23 protein-coding genes are annotated in these 21146 nt (G+C 38.7%); 6 read left to right on the forward strand and 17 right to left on the reverse strand.

Annotation, left to right across the window (positions count from 1 at the left end; genetic code table 11):
• Positions 1-73 precede the first annotated feature (73 nt).
• From ACFSR6_RS19425 to ACFSR6_RS19445, 5 genes are read right to left on the reverse strand one after another with little or no spacing between them, the layout of a single operon-like run.
• On the reverse strand, positions 74-811 hold the full coding sequence (locus tag ACFSR6_RS19425) for a tyrosine-protein phosphatase (RefSeq protein WP_379081974.1): 738 nt from the start codon (positions 809-811) through the stop codon (positions 74-76).
• A 17-nt stretch (positions 812-828) separates the two neighbouring features.
• Positions 829-1386, reverse strand: a complete 558-nt coding sequence (locus tag ACFSR6_RS19430) for a hypothetical protein (protein ID WP_379081977.1) — start codon at positions 1384-1386, stop codon at positions 829-831.
• Entirely contained in the window at positions 1387-2409 is a 1023-nt protein-coding gene (gene galE, locus ACFSR6_RS19435) for a UDP-glucose 4-epimerase GalE (protein ID WP_379081978.1), read from the reverse strand. It lies immediately after the preceding gene.
• A 1-nt stretch (position 2410) separates the two neighbouring features.
• Positions 2411-3400 (reverse strand): UDP-glucuronic acid decarboxylase family protein, encoded by a 990-nt coding sequence (locus ACFSR6_RS19440; RefSeq protein WP_379081980.1) that lies wholly within the window; start codon positions 3398-3400, stop codon positions 2411-2413.
• A 1-nt stretch (position 3401) separates the two neighbouring features.
• Positions 3402-4712, reverse strand: a complete 1311-nt coding sequence (locus ACFSR6_RS19445; RefSeq protein ID WP_379081982.1) for a UDP-glucose dehydrogenase family protein — start codon at positions 4710-4712, stop codon at positions 3402-3404.
• A gap of 134 nt (positions 4713-4846) precedes the next feature.
• Here ACFSR6_RS19445 and ACFSR6_RS19450 point away from each other — a divergent pair, with 134 nt between their 5' ends.
• On the forward strand, positions 4847-6079 hold the full coding sequence (locus ACFSR6_RS19450; protein WP_379081985.1) for a 3-deoxy-D-manno-octulosonic acid transferase: 1233 nt from the start codon (positions 4847-4849) through the stop codon (positions 6077-6079).
• Here ACFSR6_RS19450 and ACFSR6_RS19455 read toward each other — a convergent pair.
• The 7 genes from ACFSR6_RS19455 to ACFSR6_RS19485 all read right to left on the reverse strand — a co-directional run bounded on the left by ACFSR6_RS19455 (position 6057) and on the right by ACFSR6_RS19485 (position 11699).
• Positions 6057-6563 carry a gluconokinase gene (locus tag ACFSR6_RS19455; protein WP_379081987.1) on the reverse strand — a complete coding sequence of 169 codons (507 nt, stop codon included), beginning with the start codon at positions 6561-6563 and terminating at the stop codon, positions 6057-6059. The genes ACFSR6_RS19450 and ACFSR6_RS19455 overlap by 23 nt on opposite strands.
• A gap of 14 nt (positions 6564-6577) precedes the next feature.
• Positions 6578-7588 carry a ferrochelatase gene (gene hemH / locus ACFSR6_RS19460; RefSeq protein WP_379081989.1) on the reverse strand — a complete coding sequence of 337 codons (1011 nt, stop codon included), beginning with the start codon at positions 7586-7588 and terminating at the stop codon, positions 6578-6580.
• 215 nt (positions 7589-7803) lie between these two features.
• Positions 7804-8478: a fatty acid desaturase gene (locus tag ACFSR6_RS19465; protein ID WP_379081991.1), complete on the reverse strand. Its 675-nt coding sequence runs from the start codon at positions 8476-8478 to the stop codon at positions 7804-7806.
• 97 nt (positions 8479-8575) lie between these two features.
• Positions 8576-9424, reverse strand: coding sequence for a 4-hydroxy-3-methylbut-2-enyl diphosphate reductase (locus tag ACFSR6_RS19470; protein ID WP_379081993.1), 849 nt, complete (start codon positions 9422-9424; stop codon positions 8576-8578).
• A gap of 12 nt (positions 9425-9436) precedes the next feature.
• On the reverse strand, positions 9437-10111 hold the full coding sequence (locus tag ACFSR6_RS19475) for a carotenoid biosynthesis protein (RefSeq protein ID WP_379081995.1): 675 nt from the start codon (positions 10109-10111) through the stop codon (positions 9437-9439).
• Positions 10081-11178 (reverse strand): glycosyltransferase family 2 protein, encoded by a 1098-nt coding sequence (locus ACFSR6_RS19480; RefSeq protein ID WP_379081997.1) that lies wholly within the window; start codon positions 11176-11178, stop codon positions 10081-10083. Before ACFSR6_RS19480 ends, ACFSR6_RS19475 begins: the two co-directional genes overlap by 31 nt.
• Positions 11175-11699, reverse strand: a complete 525-nt coding sequence (locus ACFSR6_RS19485; protein ID WP_379082000.1) for a 1-acyl-sn-glycerol-3-phosphate acyltransferase — start codon at positions 11697-11699, stop codon at positions 11175-11177. Before ACFSR6_RS19485 ends, ACFSR6_RS19480 begins: the two co-directional genes overlap by 4 nt.
• Before the next feature lie 382 nt (positions 11700-12081).
• Here ACFSR6_RS19485 and ACFSR6_RS19490 point away from each other — a divergent pair, with 382 nt between their 5' ends.
• Positions 12082-12627 carry an REP-associated tyrosine transposase gene (locus tag ACFSR6_RS19490; RefSeq protein ID WP_379082002.1) on the forward strand — a complete coding sequence of 182 codons (546 nt, stop codon included), beginning with the start codon at positions 12082-12084 and terminating at the stop codon, positions 12625-12627.
• A gap of 184 nt (positions 12628-12811) precedes the next feature.
• On the opposite strand, the gene ACFSR6_RS19495 is transcribed toward ACFSR6_RS19490, so the two are convergent.
• On the reverse strand, positions 12812-13318 hold the full coding sequence (locus ACFSR6_RS19495) for a phosphoribosyltransferase family protein (RefSeq protein ID WP_090502125.1): 507 nt from the start codon (positions 13316-13318) through the stop codon (positions 12812-12814).
• Positions 13319-13513: 195 nt separating this feature from the next.
• Here ACFSR6_RS19495 and ACFSR6_RS19500 point away from each other — a divergent pair, with 195 nt between their 5' ends.
• On the forward strand, positions 13514-14218 hold the full coding sequence (locus ACFSR6_RS19500; protein ID WP_379082005.1) for a head GIN domain-containing protein: 705 nt from the start codon (positions 13514-13516) through the stop codon (positions 14216-14218).
• Positions 14219-14360: 142 nt separating this feature from the next.
• Here the strand turns inward: ACFSR6_RS19500 and ACFSR6_RS19505 are convergent, their stop codons facing one another.
• From ACFSR6_RS19505 to ACFSR6_RS19515, 3 genes are all read right to left on the reverse strand, one after another.
• Positions 14361-14774 (reverse strand): hypothetical protein, encoded by a 414-nt coding sequence (locus tag ACFSR6_RS19505; protein ID WP_379082008.1) that lies wholly within the window; start codon positions 14772-14774, stop codon positions 14361-14363.
• A gap of 69 nt (positions 14775-14843) precedes the next feature.
• Positions 14844-16256, reverse strand: coding sequence for a 23S rRNA (uracil(1939)-C(5))-methyltransferase RlmD (gene rlmD / locus ACFSR6_RS19510; RefSeq protein WP_379082010.1), 1413 nt, complete (start codon positions 16254-16256; stop codon positions 14844-14846).
• Between the two features lie 132 nt (positions 16257-16388).
• Positions 16389-16499, reverse strand: a complete 111-nt coding sequence (locus tag ACFSR6_RS19515) for a phenylalanyl-tRNA synthetase subunit alpha (protein ID WP_379082012.1) — start codon at positions 16497-16499, stop codon at positions 16389-16391.
• A 216-nt stretch (positions 16500-16715) separates the two neighbouring features.
• On the opposite strand from ACFSR6_RS19515, the gene ACFSR6_RS19520 reads away from it, so the two are divergent.
• Genes ACFSR6_RS19520 through crtD form a run of 3 tightly spaced genes read left to right on the forward strand, consistent with a single transcriptional unit; the run spans position 16716 to position 20415 of the window.
• Positions 16716-17174, forward strand: a complete 459-nt coding sequence (locus ACFSR6_RS19520; RefSeq protein ID WP_379082014.1) for a DoxX family protein — start codon at positions 16716-16718, stop codon at positions 17172-17174.
• Between the two features lie 45 nt (positions 17175-17219).
• Complete coding sequence (locus tag ACFSR6_RS19525) at positions 17220-18923, forward strand: M28 family peptidase (protein ID WP_379082017.1); 1704 nt, start codon at positions 17220-17222, stop codon at positions 18921-18923.
• Positions 18924-18927: 4 nt separating this feature from the next.
• On the forward strand, positions 18928-20415 hold the full coding sequence (gene crtD / locus ACFSR6_RS19530; RefSeq protein WP_379082020.1) for a 1-hydroxycarotenoid 3,4-desaturase CrtD: 1488 nt from the start codon (positions 18928-18930) through the stop codon (positions 20413-20415).
• A 218-nt stretch (positions 20416-20633) separates the two neighbouring features.
• On the opposite strand, the gene ACFSR6_RS19535 is transcribed toward crtD, so the two are convergent.
• Positions 20634-21137: a shikimate kinase gene (locus ACFSR6_RS19535; protein WP_379082022.1), complete on the reverse strand. Its 504-nt coding sequence runs from the start codon at positions 21135-21137 to the stop codon at positions 20634-20636.
• Between the last annotated feature and the right edge of the window lie 9 nt (positions 21138-21146).

Raw genomic sequence — 21146 nt, forward strand, 5'->3', positions numbered from 1 at the left:
TACATCACGAGGACGAAACTAGCAATTGGCAACATGCAAAACCAATGAACAATGCCAAATGAACCAATAAACCTTACAGCAATGCGTTCTTAAGCTGGTGTTGTGTAAGCAGCTGTTGCATTAAAGGTGTGCTTAGGCTATCTTCAAGTGCTGCTGCATGTTTTAAATGGTGCATGTCGCTGCCTAAAAAATCGACCAGGTGGTTTTCTGCCATTTCTTCTGCTGTTTTTTTTGCTCCTGAACCGTAGTAACCGGTTAAAGCAATCGAATTGAGCTGTAATAAACAACCCGTTTCCCTGATCTGGTGGTAATTTTCGAAAGAACTATAATAGTATGGGTACCTTTCGGGATGAGCCAAAACAGGTTTGTAGCCTGCATTCTGTATAATTTTAATAAAATCGAGAAGATTTTGGGGTGGATTGATATAAGAAAGTTCGAACAGCAGATAATTTTCGCCAAAGGTAAGCACTTCCTTCTGCCTGATTTTTTTCTCTAAAGTTTCGTCCAGGTAATATTCGGCAGCAGCATCAACTTTCAAATCGATTTCACTTTCTTCGAGGCCTTTTCTTAAAATATCCAATCCACGGTTGATCGTATCTGGTGTATTGCGGAAATAATCGGCCATAATGTGTGGTGTGGCAATCAGTTTCTGATAACCTAAAGCTTTAAACTTTTTGGCAAGCAACAGTGCATCTTTAAGATTTTGTGCACCATCATCAATCCCCGGGATAATGTGCGAGTGCATATCGGTTTTAATACCAGAGAAATTAAATTCGGGTGCTATTTTTTTCTTTTTAAATAATCCGAACATAATGGTAGGTCATAATTTTAACTGATCTTTTTTGGCAAATTACCGGCTTCTGCCGCACCAGCCAATTTAGAGGAATAGATTTTATCGAGCAGATGGTTCAGCTCTTCACTTAAATCGAACTGCAGGTCTTCGTGCAGCTTTTTGAACTTATTGATGGTTACCGCAACCGTTTTGATGTAATATATACCAAAAAGCATCATAAAATCACGGTAACCAAAAATTGATTTTTTATAATCAAAAGGGACAGCATTGAGGATAAACAGTTTCAGTTCTACTTCCCCAATAGGATCTTTGGTTACTTTATAAAAATGATTAACCGAGGTAATCATCTTCCTTACTTTTGCCAATGCCTCTTTGGCATTCAGTTTTTTCAGTTCAGGAATTTGTTTATCAACATCAGTTTTAATCCTTTCTTTACGGTCCTCCAGATCGGTTTCATCCTCTAATAATTTATAATGAAGGTGTTCGGTAAGCACTTTATCTTTAGCCACCAAACGCAACAACAGCTTGTCTTTTTCTTTAACAGGCAGTTCGGTAATGGCGGTTTTTAAATCTTTGTGCTCCGATAACTTCATCTAAAAAGGGTTAGCCTTGATGTATTTTTCCCACTCCCATGCCGAGCGCATCATTTCGTTGATATCGAGGTTTGCTTTCCAGCCCAGTTCTTTATTCGATTTTTGCACATCGCCATAAATCTGAACAATATCTCCTGCCCTTCTCGGACCAATTTTGTAATCCAGTTTTTCTCCGTTTACTTTTTCGAAAGCCGTAATAATTTCTAAAACTGACGATCCTTTACCCGTACCAATATTGAAAACATCGTAATTACCGTTAGGGTTTCCTTCTTCCAGTTTTTTAATGGCCGCAACGTGTGCTTTAGCAAGATCTACCACGTGGATGTAATCGCGGATAGCCGAACCATCAGGAGTATTGTAATCATCACCATAAACCGTAATCGGACCACGTTTGCCAATGGCCGATTGCGTAATAAAAGGAACCAGGTTTGCTGGAACTCCGTTAGGCAATTCGCCAATCAAGGCAGTTTCGTGGGCACCAACCGGGTTAAAGTAACGCAGCGCGATTACCTTTAAATCAGGTGTTACCGCAGCAGTTTCTGCTAATATTTCTTCGGCAACCTGTTTGGTGTTGCCATAAGGAGATTCGGCCTTTTGCACCGGTGCGGCTTCAGTAACCGGTAAAGTTTCAGGCTGCCCGTAAACCGTACATGATGAAGAAAACACAAAATTAATTTTCCTGTTGAACGAGGTTAGCAGGTTAATTAATCCATAAAAATTGTTTTTATAGTATTTTAACGGTTGTTCTACTGATTCGCCCACCGCTTTTGAAGCTGCAAAGTGGATAATTCCTTCAATGTCGGTATGGCTATGTGCAAATTCCTGTACTGCTTTTTCATCCTGAAGATCAATTTCGTGAAAATCGAACCATTTGCCGGTGATGGCATGTAGCTGGGTTAAAATTTTGATATTCGAGTTAGAAAGATTATCAATAATTACAACTTCGTATCCTGCATTATGTAACTCTACAGCTGTGTGCGAACCTATGTATCCTGTTCCGCCAGTAACTAATATTTTTGCCATTTTAACGGTTAAATGTGGTAAAATCTTTATGTTCTATTTTTTCTAATGCCTCTGGAGGCAACGACTTAAAATATTCGTATGTAATTTTCAATCCTTCAGCACGGCCAATTTTGGGTTCCCAGCCCAATATCTGCCTTGCTTTTGTAATATCTGGCCTGCGCTGTTTTGGGTCATCCTGTGGTAGTTCCTTGTATACAATTTTCTGCGTAGTGCCGGTAAGTTTGATAATTTCCTCGCAAAACTGTTTAATGGTGATTTCGTCCGGATTACCGATGTTTACCGGCTGGGCATAATCGCTCATCAGCAAACGGTAAATGCCCTCGATCAGGTCATCCACATAACAGAACGAACGGGTCTGGCTTCCATCACCAAAGATAGTTAAATCTTCTCCTCTTAAGGCCTGTCCGATAAAAGCAGGTAAAACTCGGCCGTCATTCAGGCGCATTCTTGGTCCGTAGGTATTAAAAATCCTCACAATCCTTGTTTCTACCCCATGAAAAGTGTGATAGGCCATGGTAATGGCTTCCTGGAAACGTTTAGCCTCATCGTACACGCCACGCGGACCAACAGGGTTTACATTGCCCCAGTATTCTTCGGGCTGAGGATTTACACTCGGATCGCCATATACTTCAGAAGTTGAAGCAATTAGCATCCTGGCCTTTTTACTGCGGGCTAAGCCTAACAGGTTGTGTGTACCTAAAGAACCTACCTTAAGGGTCTGGATAGGGATTTTAAGGTAGTCGATCGGACTTGCAGGAGAAGCAAAATGTAAAATATAATGAAGCTCACCGGGAACATGCACAAACTTGGAAACATCATGGTTGTAAAATTCAAAATTTTCCAATTTGAACAGGTGTTCTATGTTTGCCATATCACCGGTAATGAGGTTATCCATCCCAATAACATGATAGCCTTCTTTTATAAAACGATCACAAAGATGTGAGCCTAAAAATCCGGCGGCACCGGTTATCAATATCCTTTTATTGCCCATTTTAGTCTATTAATTTTCTACCGATACTGTTATAATAATAGCCAAGATCGATCATTTTTTGCAGGTCGTACAAATTGCGTCCATCAAAAATAACCTTACTTTTTAAGATGTTATCAATCTTTTCGAAATCAGGGTTACGAAAAACCGACCACTCTGTTGCAATTAACAGGGCGTCAGCATTTTCCAAAGCATCGTACTGGTTTTTGGCATAATGTACCTGATCCCCGATTACCCCTTTTACATTGTTCATCGCTTCCGGATCAAATACGGTTACAGTAGCGCCATTTTTAATCAATGCCTCAATAATATATAAAGCCGGTGCTTCGCGGATATCGTCAGTTTCCGGTTTAAAAGCCAGGCCCCAAAGCGCAAAATGCCTGCCTTTGATATCGCCTTTATAATATTTAAGCACTTTATCTACCAGGATTGTTTTCTGTCTTTCGTTTACTTCCATGACAGATTTCAGGATCTGGAAATCATAGGCATAATCATCAGACGATTTTACCAGTGCCTGCACATCTTTGGGGAAACATGAACCACCGTAACCCACACCCGGGAAAAGAAAACGTTTACCAATACGTTCGTCAGAACCGATTCCTTTTCTTACCGCATCAACATCGGCCCCTACCAGCTCGCAAAGATTGGCCACCTCATTCATAAAAGTGATTTTTGTAGCCAGGAAAGAGTTTGCAGCATATTTGGTCAGTTCAGAAGAACGTTCATCCATAAAAAGGATCGGGTTTCCCTGGCGTACATAAGGTGCATACAGCTCGGCCATCAGTTTTTTGGCCTTTTCGCTTTTTGTACCCAAAACAACACGGTCTGGTTTCATAAAGTCATCAACGGCGACACCCTCCCTTAAAAATTCGGGATTCGAAACCACATCTACCTCAATCGAAGTATTTTCGGCAAAAACAGCTTTTACTTTATCGGCCGTACCTACCGGAACAGTTGATTTATTTACAATTATTTTATATTCAGTAATAAGTTTTGAAATATCTTTTGCAGCGCCCAAAATGTAAGAAAGATCAGCTGCACCATCGCCGCCCGGAGGGGTTGGTAAGGCCATAAAAATAATTTGCGATTCTTTTACAGCATCAGCAAGGTTTGTGGTGAAGGTTAATCTTTCCTGTTCTATGTTCCTATGAAACAAAAGATCTAAACCCGGTTCGTAGATCGGTACTTCGCCGGCCTGCATCTGTTTTACCTTTGCTTCGTTAATATCAACACAAATTACATCATTTCCTGTTTCAGCTAAACAGGTTCCGGTAACTAAACCTACATATCCGGTACCAATAACGGCTATTTTCATCTCTTAATTTATTTTTAGCAGTTATGGAGCAATCATCGAAGCCTGTTTATTCGGTTGAATGCTAGGCGAAATCGAGATGGTTCCATATATTTTTAAGCTTTTTAAATATATTCGCTTTATCTTGGCACGAAGATATGAAATTACTTTACATCATCGGAATTCAGGCTTACACTTTACTCATCAGGATATTTTCATTATTTAATCCTAAAGCAAAACTGTTTATAAACGGGCGTAAGAATAGCTACGCTGCCATTGCTCAGAAAATTAATCCTGCCGAAAAACATATCTGGTTTCATTTTGCCTCTTTAGGTGAATTTGAACAGGGCCGCCCGGTTTTAGAAAAACTGAAATCACGCTATCCAGAAAAAAAAATCGTGGTTACTTTTTTTTCTCCTTCGGGCTATGAAATCAGGAAAAATTATCCATTGGCAGATGTATTTTACCTCCCGGTTGATACTGCCAAAAATGCCAGGCGTTTTGTAAACAGCATTAATCCAGAAATGGCCATTTTTACCAAATATGAGTTCTGGCATTTCTATTTTAAGGAATTAAAAGATCGGGGTATACCCTTGTACCTAATTTCCGGAATTTTTAGAGAAAGTCAGGCATTTTTTAAATGGTATGGTGGTTTCTACCGCAATATTTTAAAATCGGTTACTTATTTCTTTGTGCAAAATGAAGAAAGTTTAAATCTTTTAAAATCGATCGGTCTTCATCATGTAACCATTAATGGTGATACCCGTTTCGACCGTGTTTATGAAAATGCGCAATCTTCCAAGCAACTCCCACTTATCGAAAGTTTTATTGGCAACTCGCCTACATTGGTTTGCGGGAGTACCTGGCCGGAAGATGAGAAAATATTATCGGTCTTGCCAGAAAAATACCCCAACTGGAAGTTTATTATTGCCCCGCATGAAATTCACGAAAGCCATATTGAAAGTATTGAGAAACAGTTTTCAGCTGGTAGTTTGCGGTTTTCGGTTTTGAGTTCTGCAGATCAAACACCAAATGCCATCCCCCAAACACTTATCGTTGATAATATCGGTATGCTCTCTGCGCTTTATCAGTACGGAAATATAGCTTATATTGGTGGAGGTTTTGGTGCCGGTATCCACAATACTTTAGAAGCTGCAGCATTTGGATTACCTGTAATTTTTGGACCTAAATATGATAAATTTCAGGAGGCAAAAGATCTGATTGCCCTTGGTGCGGCAAAAAGCATCAGCTCATCAGGAGAATTAATCGACGCTTTTGACAGTTTTATTGAAAATAAAAATGCAGCAGCATTGGCCAAAAAATATGTGGCTGATAAAAAAGGGGCAACCGATCAGATCATTTCGATGATTACGAAATCAAATCGGCCTTAGCAATTTCTTCAACAATTTTAGCAATATCCTGATCAACAGAAACCGTAAATACATCCGGTTCATCAAACTGCGGTTCTTCCAGCGTGTCGAACTGGCTTTGCAACAAACTCGCAGGCATGTACTGGTGCGAACGTTTCAGGATTCTATCGTGAATCAGATCGAAACTTCCTTTTAAATAAATAAAACGGATAGAATCATTATCTATTCTCAACAGGTCGCGGTAGGATTTTTTCAGTGCAGAACAGGCAATAATACAGGTTGTACCATGTGCTGCGTGCTCACGCCCCACCTTAGCAATCAGCTGAAGCCAATCCAAGCGGTCGGCATCCGTTAATGGGATTCCGGCAGCCATTTTATCTACATTGCGTTGCGAATGCAGGTTGTCGCCATCTATAAATTCGGCGTTGAGCTTTGGTGCCAGGGCTTTTCCAATAACGGTCTTGCCACTTCCGGATACTCCCATTAAAACGATAAAGTTAGCCATCTTTAAATCTAAAACTATTTAATCATTCCGGCAAGTGCCTCAATAAAAACGGGGCTATCGTTCAAACTTTCTACCAGCTGTACATGCTCGCCGCCTAACGTTTTAAATTCTTCATGGTACTCTACTGTAATTTCGTAAAGCGTTTCTAAACAATCGGCCACAAAAGCGGGACTGAATACCAAAAGGCGTTTTTTACCTTCTGCAGCCAATTTCTTTAATACATCAGTGGTATAAGGCTGCACCCATGGCTCTTTACCTAAACGCGATTGGAAACAAACCGTATACTGGCCTTCTGACAGGTTTAACTCCTTAGCAATTAACCTTGCTGTATCATGCCCCTGAGCAGAATAACAGAACTTATTTGTATCATTCAAGGTTTGGCAGCAATCGGCACTCTTTAAACAATAATTTCCGGTATGGTCGCACTTTAAAAGTTGACGCTCCGGCAAACCATGGAAACTGAACAATACATGATCGTAACTTTCTACATTGTGCTTTCTGGCATTTTCTGCAAAAACTTTAATCATGAGTTCGTTATCATGAAACGAATTGATAAAAGATATTGGTGGTACAGTTTGCCATTTGCTCACCAATTCCATCACCAACTGTATTACCGAACCCGTACTCGCTGATGCGTACTGAGGAAACAATGGAATAACCTGTATGCTCTCTACCAATCCTGCTTTTAAGTTGGCCAGGGCCGAAGCAATAGATGGACTTTGGTAGCGCATGGCCAGTTCAACATGGTAATCATCTCCTAACCTTTCCTGTAGCATTTTAGCCTGTAACCTACTGTAATACAATAATGGCGAGCCATTCTCATTCCAGATTTCTTTGTATAATTTGGCAGTTTTAGGGCTTCTGAATGGCACAATGATTCCCTTTACCAACAATGTCCTGTTCAACTTCGGAACATCGATTACCCTTTCGTCCATTAAAAACTGATCTAAGTATTTTTTAACGTCGGCTGTTGCCGGACTATCAGGTGTTCCTAAATTTACCAGTAAAATTCCCTTTTTGCTCATTTATACAAGAATATGTTTTGTGCGGCAAATATCGCCTTTTTATTGTTTTTTACCTATGATAAAAAGTGATGCCCAAACATTTTTTGGTCAGAAAAGTGTTATTTCGTACTCCAAAAGTTTAAAAATGATTGAATAGAAATAGATCTGTGTAAAGAAGTGGCGACAATGTTCGATTTATTGGCAGATACCAACATTTGATACCGTGATCAGCATTACTACTCCTTCATTTTATACAACTGCCACCAGGGCATGCCCGGCTTTTGGTGGTGTTCGAAATGATATCCAAAAAAATAACAGGTTATAAAAGCTACAAAATGGTTTTTCTGTAAAGTGTCAGAATAGTATTTGTTATCGTGTTCACCTTTATGTGGGCGGTAGGTGCCAAAATAAAATAATTGAAAAGTGCTCAATAACGACGGAAGCACCCAAAACAGCAACAGGTTTCTTTCATCCACCCAGATTTTTAACACATTATAGGCTGCTGCCATGATGATCAATTGAATAATGGTAACATAATTTAACATGAAACCGAAATACCATCTCCAAAAACCATGTGGTGCATAATCAGGATCTTTTTTGGTATGTACATGATTATGGTGCTGATGGTGTTTAGTATATAAGCGGTTATAGAAGAAGCCGGCGTAAAGAAAAACAGATAAATAACCGATAAAATTATTGGCTTTTTTATTGGGCGAAACTGTACCGTGCATGGCATCGTGGGCGGTAATGAACAAACCCGTGTACAAATGCATCTGAACAAAAACCATAAGATAAACCAAGGGATTGTCCCAGTTAAAATTCCAGTTTAACAAGAAAAAAAGGGAAGTAAACCAACAGCCCATTACGGTTAACGCAACCACGATTCCGGTATATGGATTTATTGTTTTCAATGAATTTATTTTATTCGTCATGCCGAATTTAGTTCAGCATCTTTCTCAGCTATAAAGCCCTTGAAATAAATTCAGGGTGACGCCCAATTAGAGAAATCTAGTATTTTTCTAAAGCAGCCTTTACTTTTTCCATTAACCACATTGGTGTAGAAGTGGCCCCGCAGATACCAACTTTATCATTTTCGGCAAACCAGGCCTGATCTAATTCTTCTACATTAGAAATGAAGTACGAATTGTCATTGTGTTTTTTACAAACATCGTAAAGTACTTTTCCATTAGATGATTTTTTGCCTGAAACGAAAACGATTTTATCGTAATGACGTACAAACTCTTCGAGTTCTTCGTAACGGTTAGATACTTGCCTGCAAATGGTATCGTTAGCCTTAACTTCATACCCACGGCTTAATAATTCATCTTTAATATGGTAGAATTTATCGGTGCTTTTAGTAGTCTGGCTGTACAATGTAAATTTAGCAGGAAGTTCAACATTATCTAATTCAGCTAAATCCTGAAAAACAATGGCCTTTCCATCTGTTTGTCCTTGGAGACCGATTACTTCAGCGTGGCCATGTTTCCCAAAAATAAGAACCTGCTCGTCATCATCATGAGAGTTTTTGATCCTGTTCTGCAATTTCAAAACCACCGGACAAGAAGCGTCAATCAAGGTAAGGTTATTTTCTAAAGCAAGCTGATAAGTTGAAGGTGCCTCGCCATGCGCCCTGATCAAAACCTTTTCATCCCTTAAGTTTTTTAAAACCTCATGATCAATAATTTTTAACCCGCGGTTGGTTAAACGTTCTACTTCTTCATCATTATGAACGATATCGCCAAGGCAGTATAAATAACCTTTGTTATCCAGAATATCTTCAGCCATTTCTATAGCATATACTACGCCAAAGCAGAAGCCTGATGATTTATCGATATTGACCTGTAAGTTGTAACCCATTGCGATACAAAATTAAGCAAAAATATTTGTTCCGGTTGTCATGTATAAGACAACAAAAAAGATTAACTGCGAAGCAAACATCGCTGTGCCGATATATTTCTGCTGTTTTAAGCCCAAAGCGTAATAAAACTTCAATAAGATTACCGAAACAATAAACCAGGCTACATAATTTTGAACAGGGATTTCGTGCCAATCCCAGTGCCAGTAATCAAATTTCATAGCTACAGGCTCTAAAAAGAAATCGAAACCAACGAGAATAACGGCACCAATAAACGATGCCAGGATACTGTTTCTAATTTTCATGCTCCTGATCATCTGCCCCACGCTGAAGATCAGGATTACCCAGTTTATCCCCATAAGTAAAGGAACCGCAGCAATTTTATAGCCTAAAGTATTACCGTAATAATAACTACCAAATATTTTACCGGTGCTTACCCCCAATACTTCTACTAAAAAACCACAAAGAAAAACACCTGAAACAAATAGCAGTAAGCGCTTAACATCTGCATCATAAGTAAAAACAATGACACTGAACATCAATAGCAGATGAAAAGGAACAAGCTTGATAAAATAAGGCTGTGTGGCAGGTATTAAAAAGCCGAGCAAGCCAACCAAATGAAAAACAACAATTATTGCAACCGCAATTCTTTTAACCTTTAAATCGTTTTGATCGTTCTGCCCTTCCATGTGCCTGTTTTAAAAGTATACTTAGTTATTGAGATGATTGAAATAATTAAGAAGAACAACATCTGAAATGCGTGTAAGACCAAATTTATGATTACATTCTGCCCTGATAAATAAGAGATCATTATTCTACTTAATAAGATTAAAGTTAACGGCAATATGAGTAAAGCTACGTTAAAGTTTAAGATTAAAATTATCGGCCCTAAAGTGACCAAAAGTTGGTAAAGTAATAATATTATGATGTTATTCCCAAAACCTGCCAGTAAATTTTTACTAAAACCGTTTAAGCTTTCAGCTAAATTTTTATACATCCTGCAATAGATCAGTCCGTTGGCCAAAAGTGCTTCTGCATTTAATTTTTCCTGTTTTACCAGTTTCATTATTTCTACATCTTCCACAACACGGCCTTTAACCTTTGCGTGCCATTGGTTTTCTTGATACTGATTGGCGTTAAAAAACATACATTGTCCGCTAGCTGCAGCAAAGGCCGGATTTTTCGAAAGCCTAACCAAACGCAGGGGCAATAAATTCAATAGCATAAAATGCATTAACGGTACGGTAAGCCACTCACCTATTGATTTTATGGTTTGGTTGGTAAAAACGCTTAGCAGCGCAAGGTTTCCTATTTCCATCCGGTTGATGAGGCTATTGATCAATCCCCTTTTTATAGATTCATCTGCATCTATAAACAACAGGTATTTCCCCGAAGCCAGTTCGCTGAGCTGGTGGCAGGCATAGTTTTTACCTAGCCAGTCTGGCAAAAGCTCCTTTCCATTTACCACTTTAAACTGTGGATTAGCCGTGCAAAAATTTTCAACTATAGAAAGTGTATTATCCGTACTGTTATCGTCTAAAACAATAACTTCATAATTGGCATAATCCTGGTCTTTAATGGATATGAGCAGCTTCAGTATATTATCGGCTTCATTTCTGGCGGGAATTAAGATGGAAACTTTATCATGGTAATGTTTAACCACCCTAGGCAGTTTAGGATTGGAAAGAAAATTGAAAACGGTAACCGAAAACCGGATGACCAGAAAAATTAAAACGGCGTAAATAAAAATTGTCATTCAATTAGCTGATTTTGTTTAACTGCCGATTGATCATAATGTTTATTATAGGCACTTTTTAACAATTGCAGACTTACATATTCTTCATTTTCCCAATGTTGCAGATACGTATAAGCTGATGGTTTCCTCTTCGCAAAATAATCTATAAAAGTGGCTGCAAAGATAATGTTAAGTTTTTTCTTACTGGCGTTGATCATTTGTATCACCCCTTTTTCAAAACTGATACTTTTTATATGATTTGAATACAACTTACCTTGTGGAAATACCAGTACAAGATTTGCAGCATCATCCAGTAGTTTTCCGGCATAATCTAAGGTGGCCAGTACGTCTTTTCCCTTATTTTCGGCAGCAAAGGCCCCCAGGTATTTCAAAAAGCTCACTTTGGTATAATTTTCAGCATTCACCAATACATGAAATTGCTTTTTAAATACTTTTTTATTGATGTAGAAAAGAAAAAAGCCATCCCACCAGCTGAAATGGTTAGCCAAAACCAATATGGAAGCATCAGATTTAACCTCCATTTGATCATAATGAAATGCCGCAAAGTCTTTTTTGATGATAAATCGAATGTACCAGGAGAAAAAGTTGAAAATCAAATTATTTTTTCTGGGATGATACATTCCGGAAAATTGCAAAAAATTGAGCTGAAATGCAAATTTTAGACGGTTTAAAGTCCTCGTTTGTAACGAGGATCAGCGGGATCCACATTTGTAATGTAGCATAAAATTCTTAACCGATGCTTTAATCAGCGATACAATCGCCGTTCACGTACGTCCTCGTTACAAACGAGGACGATACATTTATCATGATATCTTTAAATATTTACTTATATTCACATAAATCTCCCAAATATCCTCATCATAATGGAGGATTATAATTGAATAAGAATTAAAAACTTTTATTATGGGAGGAAGCAGATATATCATTACTGATCAGCATCAAACTTACTTTATAACCTGTACCGTTGTTGGATGGATTGATTTATTTACAAGGCCGGAATACAAAGACACAATTGTTGATTCATTAAATCACTGTATCGAGAATAAGGGTTTAATCGTAAATGGTTGGGTCCTGATGACAAATCACATTCATTTCATCGCAAGATGCGAAGCTCCAAACAAAATATCTGATTTCTTAAGGGATTTTAAAAAATTTACATCTAAAAAACTTGCAACGGCAATTAAAGAAATACCTGAAAGTAGAAGAGATTGGCTTTTGGATAAATTTAATTTTGAAGCCAGAAAGACTAATCGGGCCGAAAATTATAAAATATGGCAAGACGACAATCATCCTATCGATTTACAAGAAATCGATGCTTACCAAAAACTACATTATATACATGATAACCCGGTTAAAGCTGCAATTGTAGAAATTCCAGAGCATTATATTTATAGCAGCGCCAGAGATTATGCAGGGCTTAAAGGATTGCTAAAAATTGAGTTGATTTAAAAGATAAATCATGGTCCTCGTTTGTTACGAGGATCAGTGGGATGCACATTTGTAATGTGGTATAAAATTTTTAACCGATGCTTTAATCAGCGATGCAATCGCTGTTCTCGTACATCCTCGTTACAAACGAGGACGATATTGCCATTGCCATCACTCATCCTGCCTCTTCCATCTTACACCCGCCCTAGCTCAAATAAACCCGGTCTTCTTCACCTTCCACATCCATCACCACATCTACATGTTCTTTTAAAATGGTTGCCAGTTCAAGGCCAACAAAATCAGTTGCGATGGGGAAAATTTTATGGCTGCGGTCTACCAATACCACCGTGCGGATTTTTTTATGCGGGGTGTTTAAGAAAACGCCCAAACCGTAAGCCAGGGTTTTACCACTGTTCAATACATCATCAACAATGATGATTACTTTATTTTTCCAATGGCTTTCATCCAGATCGGTTGAGGCAACCAATTTGCTACTCTCTTTTTGCAGATCGATACGCAGTAAGGTTAATTTAAAACCAGAGATTTTTTTGAGTACCTTTTCTAATCTTAATGCCAATTTATAGCCGCGATCCCAGATACCGGCCAATACAATTTCTTTCTCATTCAGGTTGTCTTCCAAAATCTGATAAGCGATGCGGTCTATTTTCTGCTGAATCTGTTTCTTGTTAAGAATAAGTAATTGCGATGCCATTTTATAAAAAGGATTGAATACAAAAAGAACGATTTTAAGGCTGAAATTCAAACTATTTGAAAAATAATTTCGATTGTTTGCAACGTTTCTACCAGAGATGCGTCTAATGGGTAACCAAAACATAAAAATCATGAAACATCATTCCGCAAACATTCGTGAGATGATAGCTTCAGAATCATTTAACGAAATACAATTATGAAAAGCATTATTAAATCATCCGTTTTTTTATTTATAGTGGTAACCAGCTACATGGCTAAAGCACAGGAAACAAAAAATTTCCCGGTAAAAAATTTTAGCAGCATAGGAGTAAGCAGCGGAATAGATTTATACCTCACACAAGGCAATAGCGAAGCCGTGAGTATAAAATCGGATGCAGAAACCTTAAAAGATATTATTGTTGAGCAAAATGGTGATAATGTGAACATCAAATTTAAAAATGGCATTAAATGGAGCAGTATCTTTAAAAACCGTGAGATTAAAGCTTATGTAAATTTCAAAACATTAAATGCACTTGCTGCATCTGGCGGATCGGATGTTTTTACCCAAAACCAGATCAAAACCGATAAGCTTGCCATTAGTTCTTCTGGCGGTTCTGACTTAAAATTAACGTTGATCTGCAAGGATCTGTCCATCCAATCGAGTGGGGGCAGTGATCTGAGTTTAAAAGGTAAAGCTGAAAATATGACCATTCAATCAAGCGGCGGTAGTGATATCGATGCCTATGGATTGATTACTGAATATGCAAAAGTGCAGGTTTCTGGCGGTTCTGATGTAAATATATATGTAAATAAAGGCCTGGAAGCAGCTGCAAGTGGTGGTGGTGATGTGAGCTATAAAGGAAATGCATCACTTAAAAAAACATCAAGCTCTAAGAGCGGAGATGTTCACCATGTAAATTAAAAGTTTAGTTTAGTTAATAATAGCTCGCCGTTTTGTGGATGCAAAACGGCGTTGTCTTTATAAAAGGATTTTACAGATTCAGGGATTACAAAGGTTTCGGCCGTTATTGGCTATAACAAGGAAAGCCTGAACCCTACTCTTTCTAACCCCTACCCTTTTTATACGGATAGTAAATAAAGTTTGCACCTTCTGGAACAATTACGAACACACACATAAAATCTTCGGGCTTTTTGTAAACCTTTAAAAATGGTTCTTTCTTTTCTTTTTTGATGATTCCTTTTTCTACAAATTCTTCTAAAGTAGAAGCCTGTATAGTCCAATCCGTATTGAGTTCTTCCTTATTTAAAATGAGTTCTCCAATATTTACTTCGTGCTGGTGCGCAATAAAAATAGGATAAGCCGAAATGCCTTCAACCATAATTTCTATTGCAACTTCTTTAATTGCGTCTGCGTAAAACTCCAGGTCTTTTTCTAAACTTACCAACGGACTTTCCCGTTTCTTCTGCGGTTCTCCGTCTTCTTCTGGTGTTGCGTGTAATAATTCTTCTCTATCCATTTTTTTATTATTGAAAGTTAAATGTTGAAACGATTTTAAAATTCCATCATACATCTTCCATTTTACATCTTACGCTTTCAACCTTAAAAGCACTACATTTTCTACATGCTGTGTGTGTGGAAACATATCTACCGGTTTAATGCGCACCACATCGTATTTTTCTTTTAAAAGTTCTAAATCGCGTGCCTGTGTTGCCGCGTTACAACTTACATATACAATTTTTTCCGATTCCATTTCCAGTAACCGCTGCACTACATCGGCGTGCATCCCTGCACGTGGCGGATCGGTAATCACTACATCTGGTTTACCATGTGCCAATATAAATTCAGAAGTCAGGATATCCTTCATATCGCCTGCATAGAAAACTGTGTTATCAATTCCGTTCAATTCAGAATTAAACTTGGCATCTTCGATTGCCGTTGGTACATATTCTACTCCAACTACCTGTTTAACTTCTTTTGCAATAAAATTGGCAATGGTTCCGGCACCGGTGTAAAGATCGTATACCAGCTCATCGCCTTTAAAGCCAGCAAAATCACGGGTAATTTTATAAAGTTCTAATGCCTGCTCTGAATTGGTCTGATAGAAAGATTTTACGCCGATTTTGAAACGGATACCATCCATTTCTTCGAAAATATGATCGCGACCTGCAAATACCACCACTTCCTGATCGAAAATCGTATCGTTTTTCTTTTGGTTAACGATGTATAAAAGTGAAGTAATCTGATGGAATTGGGCCTTAAGAAAATTCATCAGGCCATCAATCTGTTCTTGCTCCGGATAAGCAAATACCACCGCCACCATTACTTCACCAGTGGTAGAGGTACGGATAATGAGGTTACGTAAAACCCCTTCGTGGTTGCGGAGATCGTAAAACGACAGCCCGTTTTCCAATGCATATTTACGCACTGCATTTCTGATCGAATTAGAAGGTTCATCCTGGAGATAACAATGTTGGATATCTAAAATCTTATCAAAACGCAAGGGTACGTGAAAACCCAATGCATTCATATCAAAATCTTCATCGCGTTCTACATCGGTTTTTTCCAGCCAGCGCTTGTTCGAGAATGTGAATTCGAGCTTATTGCGGTAATAACGGTTCTTGGCAGATCCCAGAATAGGCTCTGCATTTGATACATCTATTTTTCCGAGGCGCTGTAAAGCGGCCTCAACATTTTTCTGTTTAAATTTAAGTTGGGAATCATAGCCCATGTGCTGCCATTTGCAACCTCCACAGGTTCCGAAATGAGGACAAAAAGGCTCGGTACGTAGATCTGATTTTTCGTGCAATTGCTCGATGATGGCTTCGGCAAAATTCTTTTTCTTTTTGGTCAGCCTAACATCTACCACGTCGCCTGGAACGGCTTTATCAACAAAAATGACCAACTCGTCGGCCTTGCCAACACCTTTTCCTTCTTCAGCAATATCGATTATATGTACATTTGGAACAATAGTTACCGTACCAGGTTTTCTTCTACTCATTATCTTGCAAATATAGAAAAAAGAGGATAAAGGTTGAGGATAGAAGGTTGAGGGTTTAAATTAAGAAAGATCAGGCAATATTTTTCCACTCAGCTAATAACAACTGATTCAGCATATTTCTGATATTAAAAACTATCTTCCAAAAAATTTAAATGCTGCACCCCAGAAACCATCCAGCCAGTTAAATTTTAGGTCAAATTTTTCATCTACCTGTACAGAAAATTCAAGTATTTCTTTGCTCATGATAAAAAACCTATCTATTTAAACAATAATACAAAATTTATACCGAAAACCACAATGGTACAAATTAATTTTATGTTAATTTTACACGATCTCCGTTAAATAACTTCATCGCAGTTAATTTAATTACTGTTCCTGTTGATTTTCAAACCTTTATTTGATAACTCAATATAAAATCCGTAACTTAAAGTATCATTCACATAAAAATGGAGGTTCATTATGAACGTAATCCGTAAAATTGAACATTGGGGAGATGTTCATCACTCAAAATGGCTGGATTATCTGCGCATTATCCTTGGCCTGATTATTTTTGGAAAAGGTGTTTCTTTCATTAGCGACACATCCGTACTCCAGAATATGATTACACAGAACAATGTATTTGGTTTTTCAGGTGTACTGATCAGTGTAGCCATTCACGTTGTTGCCTTTGCACATCTGGTTGGCGGCATTTTGATTACACTGGGCCTGGTTACCCGCTTTGCAGTGGTTATCCAAATCCCTATCTTACTGTTCGCTGTGTTTTTCATTAACCTTACCCCGGGTTTCTCTACGCCCAATTCAGAACTCTGGCTTTCGGTGCTGGTGCTGTTCCTGCTCATTATGTTTTGGGTGGTTGGCTCTGGTCCGTTATCGGTTGATGAAGGATTAAAACGTAAAACGGGCAAACGTTACGCCTAAGTAACATTAAATATTCTTAGTATCTTTCGCTTTTATTGATTGATCATGAAAACGAAGATACTTTTTCTACTGCTTTTTGCGGGAGTGGCATGTTACGCACAAAACCCGACAGATGGATATTTTAAACTGACCAGAACAGGTTTTCAGGAAAAAAATGCATACGAAACTACAGCTTTTGTAGAAAAATATTTCCGTGTACCAGGCAATACTGGTTTCAATGCCAGCATCCATTATGTAGAAAATATCCTAAAAAAAGCTGGCTTTGTAGCGCAGAAGCAAAATGAAACCGAAGCCCCTTTAACTTATCGCATCGAAAAAAGGGCGATGAAAAATAATACCTGGGAGCCTGTTGATGCCAATATTGACATTGTCGGCGAGGCCCACCCGCTTATTTCTTACCAAACCAACCGCAACATGATTCCGATCAATTGCGGCTCAACCCCTGCTGGTGGCGTTACGGCCAATGTGGTTTACCTCGAAAAAATAATTCCGGCAGAAATAGAGAAAATCGATTTAAAAGGAAAAATCCTGTTTTCAGAGAATAATCCCTCGCGTTTACTTCAAATTGCAGCCAAAGCCGGTGCCATTGGTGTTTTAGGCTATTCCATGCCAAAATATACCCAGCCAGAGATTCATCAAACCTCAATCCAGTTTGGCAGCATGAAACCCAACAGTGACGTATGGACGCTGCTCTTATCTTATGCGGCTAAAGAAAAACTTAAAGCCACCTGTTTAAAGGGTGAAACGAAATTGAAAGTAAATATCCAGACTAAAATTTATCCCTCAGAAGAATTAACCATTATCGCCAATGTGAGGGGCAGCATAAATTCTGCTGAACGTTTCGTATTTAGTGCCCATGTACAGGAGCCGGGGGCAAATGATAATGCTAGCGGCGTAGGTACGCTGGCAGAAATGGCAAGGTTAACTGCCGAATTATACCAGGCTAAAAAAATCAATCCCAAGCGCAGTCTCACATTTTTGTGGGGCGATGAAATAGTATCAACGAGAAGATACATTATAGAAGATACTACACGTGCCAAAGGCATTTTATGGGGCATGAGCCTGGATATGGTTGGCGAAGACACCAAAAAAACAGGAGGTTCTTTCCTGATCGAAAAGATGCCTGATCCATCTGCCATCTGGACGAGGGGAACAGATAAACATACCGAATGGGGTGCCGGGGATGTTGGCGAAAAGGACCTTTTCCCACATTATTTTAACGATTTTATTTTTGACATCTGCAAAACGCAGGGAAAATTTGCCAACTGGACCGTTAACTATAATCCTTTTGAAGGCGGCAGCGATCATACCCCGTTCTTACAACATAAAATACCAGGTCTATTGATGTGGCATTTCACGGATGTGTTTTACCATACAGATAACGACCGGATCGATAAAGTTTCGCCAACGGAAATGAAAAACGTTGGCATAAGTGCCTTAACTGCAGCTTATACATTGATTTCTGCAGATGAAAACACGGCTATAGCTACTGTTTCGCAAGTTAAAGCAGATGCCCTGATACGCTTAAAAACCGAATTCGAGCTCAGCAAAAAAGCAATTGCTGCAGGGAAAGCGGCCAGTGAAGAAAAACACATTATAGAGGTTTGGAGCAAATGGTATGTTGATGCACTGGCAACCATCAATAAAATGCCTGTAAAAGCAGAAACCACAAAAGTAGGTTCGGCCATTAAATTTGCGACCAACGAGATCGAAAAGCAAACTGAGGTATATTTAGGGGAATTGAAATAGGTGAATGACTAAACCAAAAGCCATTGTTATTGGTGCCGGAATTGCCGGAATTGCATCTGCCATTCGCCTATCTATAAAGGGTTATGATGTTGATGTTTTTGAAGCTGGCTCTAAAGCAGGGGGCAAACTAGGGGAAATAAAAATGAATGGTTTCAGGTTCGATGCCGGGCCCAGTCTTTTTACCATGCCCCAGTATGTGGATGAACTTTTTAAACTGGCGGGTAAAAATCCCGAAGATTATTTTAAATACACGAAACTAAAAGAAATTTGCCGTTACTTTTACGAAGATGGCCTAAGGTTAAATACCACCTCTGATCTTGATCAATTTGCAAAAGAAATAGAAGAAAAAACACATTCGACCGCAGCGGAAGTCTATCGTTATTTAAAAAAAAGCAAAACAATTTATGAGGTTACACACCACGTTTTTTTAGAAAGGAGTTTGCATAAACTTAGAAGTTATCTACATTGGGATACCTTAAAATCGATATTCCGTTTTGGCCAGATAGATGCCTTTAGAACCCAGGCCAGTGCAAACCAATCCTTTTTTAAAGACAGGCGGATAACGCAACTTTTTAACCGTTATGCCACTTATAATGGCTCAGATCCATATCAGGCACCAGCTACCTTGAACGTAATTCCACATTTTGAATATCATTTTGGCGCTTTTATCCCAAAAAACGGAATGTATGGCATTGTTGAAGCTTTGTTGAAATTGGCCGAAGAACTGGGTATCAGGTTTAATTACAACCAAAAAGTAGAAGAAATTTTATATAATAATGAAAGCAAACCTAAAATAAATGGGGTAAAAGTTAACAATAGAAGCTATAAAGCAGATGTGGTGGTCTCTAACCTTGATATCTGGTTCACTTATAAAAATCTACTTACAGGCATAGCTGAACCGAAAAAATTATTAACCCAGGAACGAAGCAGCTCCGCGTTAATTTTTTACTGGGGCATGGATGGCAGCTATAGTAACCTAGGCCTGCACAATATTTTCTTTGCCGAAGATTATGAAAAGGAATTTAATGCCATCTGGAAGGATAAAACTATTAGCAGCGATCCTACCATCTATATCAATATTACCTCCAAGCACCTAAGAAATGACGCACCTGCAGACAGCGAAAACTGGTTTGTAATGATCAATGTACCTGCAAACAGTGGTCAAAACTGGGATCAGCTGATTAAGGAAGCAAGAGCAAATATGATCAAAAAAATCAGCCGGATGCTGAACAGGAATATTGAAAAAGATATCATTTGCGAACAGGTGCTTGATCCCCGGAGTATTGAAAGCAAAACCGGATCCTATCAGGGTTCTTTGTATGGCAACAGTTCAAACAGTCAGTTTTCTGCCTTTTTAAGGCATGCTAATTTCAGCTCAAAAGTTAAAAACCTGTACTTCTGCGGAGGCAGCGTACATCCGGGTGGTGGCATCCCCCTGGCACTGTTGTCGGCTAAAATTATTGATGATGATATCAGTCCGGTAGTTTATTAGTTCATTGGTCATTGGTTCATTAGTCAATAGTTTAATGGTTCATAGCCTATAGTTCAGTAGGCATTGGTTCATTGGTTCATGGTTGACAGACTTAAAACAATCGCTAAAACTCAATTCCCCAAACTTTTTAATGGTGATTGTTTAATTGGTAAATTAACTCCAAACTTAACGATCACCAATCGACTACAGACTGAAGATTCCAGACTAAGGACTGCAAACTAACGACTTCTCTTAATAGCCTCCTCCAGCTTTTCCCCATCAAGATCAAATGCGTCGACAATGATTTTTGCCTGGGTATAAAAAGGATCTCGTTCCTGAAGTTTTTCTTTAATGAAGACCAAAAGTTGCTCATCATCCAGATCTTTAATCAACGGGCGCTTTTGACGGTTATGTAAACGTGAAACCAAAGCTGCAGGTTCCATTTGTAGGTATACCGTTTCTCCATGTGCATTCATCCATTCCATATTATCAAAGAAACAAGGCAATCCACCCCCGGTAGCCACCACACAGGTTTCGGGGTAATTGTATGTTTTAAGCATTTTGCTTTCATAATCCCTGAAACCGCTTTCTCCGAATTCTGCAAAATATTCGGCAATGCTTTTGCCGGTTTTTGAAACAATTTCGGCATCAAGATCTATCACCGGGCAATCTAAACGATGTGCCAGCTGTTTTGCCTTGGTACTTTTGCCGCAGCCCATATATCCAATAAGGAAAATTTTCATTTGAAGTTC

The sequence above is a fragment of the Pedobacter vanadiisoli genome (genome assembly GCF_042684385.1).
Classification (GTDB): Bacteria; Bacteroidota; Bacteroidia; order Sphingobacteriales; family Sphingobacteriaceae; genus Pedobacter; species Pedobacter vanadiisoli.

Excerpts from the sequence above, each read along its gene's own strand:
- ACFSR6_RS19425 (WP_379081974.1), bottom strand. The coding sequence starts at position 811 with ATGTTCGGATTATTTAAAAAGAAAAAAATAGCACCCGAATTTAATTTC.
- ACFSR6_RS19430 (WP_379081977.1), bottom strand. The coding sequence starts at position 1,386 with ATGAAGTTATCGGAGCACAAAGATTTAAAAACCGCCATTACCGAACTG.
- galE (WP_379081978.1), bottom strand. The coding sequence starts at position 2,409 with ATGGCAAAAATATTAGTTACTGGCGGAACAGGATACATAGGTTCGCAC.
- ACFSR6_RS19440 (WP_379081980.1), bottom strand. The coding sequence starts at position 3,400 with ATGGGCAATAAAAGGATATTGATAACCGGTGCCGCCGGATTTTTAGGC.
- ACFSR6_RS19445 (WP_379081982.1), bottom strand. The coding sequence starts at position 4,712 with ATGAAAATAGCCGTTATTGGTACCGGATATGTAGGTTTAGTTACCGGA.
- ACFSR6_RS19450 (WP_379081985.1), top strand. The coding sequence starts at position 4,847 with ATGAAATTACTTTACATCATCGGAATTCAGGCTTACACTTTACTCATC.
- ACFSR6_RS19455 (WP_379081987.1), bottom strand. The coding sequence starts at position 6,563 with ATGGCTAACTTTATCGTTTTAATGGGAGTATCCGGAAGTGGCAAGACC.
- hemH (WP_379081989.1), bottom strand. The coding sequence starts at position 7,588 with ATGAGCAAAAAGGGAATTTTACTGGTAAATTTAGGAACACCTGATAGT.
- ACFSR6_RS19470 (WP_379081993.1), bottom strand. The coding sequence starts at position 9,424 with ATGGGTTACAACTTACAGGTCAATATCGATAAATCATCAGGCTTCTGC.
- ACFSR6_RS19475 (WP_379081995.1), bottom strand. The coding sequence starts at position 10,111 with ATGGAAGGGCAGAACGATCAAAACGATTTAAAGGTTAAAAGAATTGCG.
- ACFSR6_RS19480 (WP_379081997.1), bottom strand. The coding sequence starts at position 11,178 with ATGACAATTTTTATTTACGCCGTTTTAATTTTTCTGGTCATCCGGTTT.
- ACFSR6_RS19485 (WP_379082000.1), bottom strand. The coding sequence starts at position 11,699 with ATGGAGGTTAAATCTGATGCTTCCATATTGGTTTTGGCTAACCATTTC.
- ACFSR6_RS19490 (WP_379082002.1), top strand. The coding sequence starts at position 12,082 with ATGGGAGGAAGCAGATATATCATTACTGATCAGCATCAAACTTACTTT.
- ACFSR6_RS19495 (WP_090502125.1), bottom strand. The coding sequence starts at position 13,318 with ATGGCATCGCAATTACTTATTCTTAACAAGAAACAGATTCAGCAGAAA.
- ACFSR6_RS19500 (WP_379082005.1), top strand. The coding sequence starts at position 13,514 with ATGAAAAGCATTATTAAATCATCCGTTTTTTTATTTATAGTGGTAACC.
- ACFSR6_RS19505 (WP_379082008.1), bottom strand. The coding sequence starts at position 14,774 with ATGGATAGAGAAGAATTATTACACGCAACACCAGAAGAAGACGGAGAA.
- rlmD (WP_379082010.1), bottom strand. The coding sequence starts at position 16,256 with ATGAGTAGAAGAAAACCTGGTACGGTAACTATTGTTCCAAATGTACAT.
- ACFSR6_RS19515 (WP_379082012.1), bottom strand. The coding sequence starts at position 16,499 with ATGAGCAAAGAAATACTTGAATTTTCTGTACAGGTAGATGAAAAATTT.
- ACFSR6_RS19520 (WP_379082014.1), top strand. The coding sequence starts at position 16,716 with ATGAACGTAATCCGTAAAATTGAACATTGGGGAGATGTTCATCACTCA.
- ACFSR6_RS19525 (WP_379082017.1), top strand. The coding sequence starts at position 17,220 with ATGAAAACGAAGATACTTTTTCTACTGCTTTTTGCGGGAGTGGCATGT.
- crtD (WP_379082020.1), top strand. The coding sequence starts at position 18,928 with ATGACTAAACCAAAAGCCATTGTTATTGGTGCCGGAATTGCCGGAATT.
- ACFSR6_RS19535 (WP_379082022.1), bottom strand. The coding sequence starts at position 21,137 with ATGAAAATTTTCCTTATTGGATATATGGGCTGCGGCAAAAGTACCAAG.